Annotated in this window: 3 protein-coding genes and 1 tRNA gene; 3 read left to right on the top strand and 1 reads right to left on the bottom strand. The window is 35.9% G+C overall.

All coding sequences use genetic code 11. The features are described from left to right. From WKI77_RS07515 to WKI77_RS07525, 3 genes are all read left to right on the top strand, one after another. On the top strand, positions 1-309 hold a 309-nt coding region (locus tag WKI77_RS07515), incomplete at its 5' end, for an Lrp/AsnC family transcriptional regulator (RefSeq protein WP_337861206.1). Between the two features lie 47 nt (positions 310-356). Further along, a complete protein-coding gene (locus WKI77_RS07520) occupies positions 357-1313 on the top strand; it encodes a replication factor C small subunit (protein WP_337861207.1) in 957 nt (318 codons plus the stop codon). Further along, positions 1313-1384, top strand: a tRNA-Ala gene (locus WKI77_RS07525). Before WKI77_RS07520 ends, WKI77_RS07525 begins: the two co-directional genes overlap by 1 nt. 242 nt (positions 1385-1626) lie before the next feature. Here WKI77_RS07525 and WKI77_RS07530 read toward each other — a convergent pair. Then, positions 1627-1878: a hypothetical protein gene (locus tag WKI77_RS07530; RefSeq protein ID WP_337861208.1), complete on the bottom strand. Its 252-nt coding sequence runs from the start codon at positions 1876-1878 to the stop codon at positions 1627-1629. Positions 1879-2002 lie beyond the last annotated feature (124 nt).

The raw sequence follows: 2002 nt of genomic DNA on the forward strand, positions 1-2002 counted from the left end.
CTTCAGAAAATGGAAACAAACAAAGAAATTATTGCTTATATAACAAGATTTCAGGGGAAAAAACTGGGAATGGAAGAGGCAATACTTGGCCTTGACATTATGCCAGAACAGTATACAAGAACTCTGGAGAAACTCAGGGAATTGAATTTTATTAAGAGCTTGTTCTCAACATCCGGAGACCATTCAGCAATTGCAATAATTATATCAGAGTTATATGGAAAATCAATGAATGAGTGCATATCTGAAATAGAACATACAGACGGAGTAAGGAACGTATATCCTTCTATTGTGAACAGCACACTGAAATAGAAATAATATAGATAGATTTATTAGTGAAGTAATTATCAAAAAAAAGTATGTTAAATATCTGGACGGAAAAATACAGGCCAAACAAACTCTCGGATGTCATAGGAGAAAAGGAGAACATAAACAGATTAAACGCCTATGTAAAAGATAAAAATATACCGCATCTAATATTTGCAGGTTCCCAGGGAACAGGAAAGACTTCTACCGCAATAGCACTTGCAATTTCATTATTTGGAGATTCATGGAAAGACAACTTTATGGAATTAAACGCTTCGAATGATAGAGGCATAGACATAATAAGGGAAAACATCAAAAATTTTGCCAAAATACGGCCATCTAATGATCTGGGATTTAAAATAATTTTTCTTGATGAAGCAGACCACCTGACAGGCGATGCACAGGCTGCTTTGCGAAGAACCATGGAAATGTTTTACAATACAACCCGTTTCATATTTTCATGCAATTATTCATCGAAGATTATACCGCCAATCCAATCCAGATGTGTTGTACTGCGTTTCAAGCCTATTGACCGTGATTCAATGGTAAACAGATTGAAATATATAGCTAAAAACGAAGGTTTTGAAATAGATAATGATTCCCTGGACGCAATTTATGAAATTTCTGATGGTGATATGAGAAAGGCAATAAACATACTTCAGGCGGTAAAACTATCAGGAAAAATAACTGCAACTGCTATATATGAAATTTCAGGTGAAATCAACAGGGACGAATACAAAAATCTTATGAATATGGCAATAGAGGGCAATTTCAACGATGCACGGGATTATCTTGATAAAATGTTAATAGACTATGGATTATCTGGCATAGATATAATAAAAGGCATGCATTCATCCATACGTAAAGAGCAGATAGCTTATAAACAAAAACTTGAAATAATAATGGCACTTGCTGAAGCTGAATTCAGGATAGTTGAAGGCGGAACGGATAACATACAGATGGATGCGCTTCTTGCCAAATTATCATATATCGGCAGTGAAATTAATTAGGGCCGGTAGATCAGCGGTAGATCGCTTGCTTCGCAAGCAAGAGGGCTCGGGTCCAAATCCCGACCGGTCCATTCTAATTTTGAATCCTAAATCCCCTGACTCATCTCCTGCTATCTTTTTCTTTCTTTGCTTTATATATCACGCCAACAATCAGAGGAACAATAGACAAAATGAAAAGAGATTCGCTAATCTGGAAGATTGTAGTTGTAATTTCCCTGAAAATCTCAATGTAATAGAAAGACAGGACTGCTATTCCAATATACATCTCGATGGTGATGATTCTGTTTACAGTGTATAAATCATAAATTACCCTCTATCTTTCTGGATGACTGTCCAGAAGGACCATTTTTGACTTCTGTTCCTTTGATTCATCAAGATCAGGAGTGGAACATTGGCAGGACCATTTGCAATCCAGTGTTATTACGTGACCTGTGGGCCAGTGTGGTAAGTTGTATAGCTTTGCTCTTGTAATATGGTGTTTCCATTGCCCGTCGAAAAAAACAACTTCATGACCGCAGTTTTTGCAGACGCCAAATTTTAATCTCACCATGCTCTGTCTATTCATTATACTGCCTGTGTATATTTATATTTTTGCAATTAAATAACTCTCCCACATACCTGTATGAATGTGTATATCACAATTTTTTCAAATTTATAAATGGTATTCTCTTAAAACTTTAATCAAATCC

This window comes from Ferroplasma sp., assembly GCF_037442045.1.
Taxonomy (GTDB): Archaea; Thermoplasmatota; Thermoplasmata; order Thermoplasmatales; family Thermoplasmataceae; genus Ferroplasma.

What these genes read in the sequence shown, in the direction of transcription:
- WKI77_RS07520 (WP_337861207.1), top strand. Translation starts at nt 357, where the DNA reads ATGTTAAATATCTGGACGGAAAAATACAGGCCAAACAAACTCTCGGAT.
- WKI77_RS07530 (WP_337861208.1), bottom strand. Translation starts at nt 1,878, where the DNA reads ATGAATAGACAGAGCATGGTGAGATTAAAATTTGGCGTCTGCAAAAAC.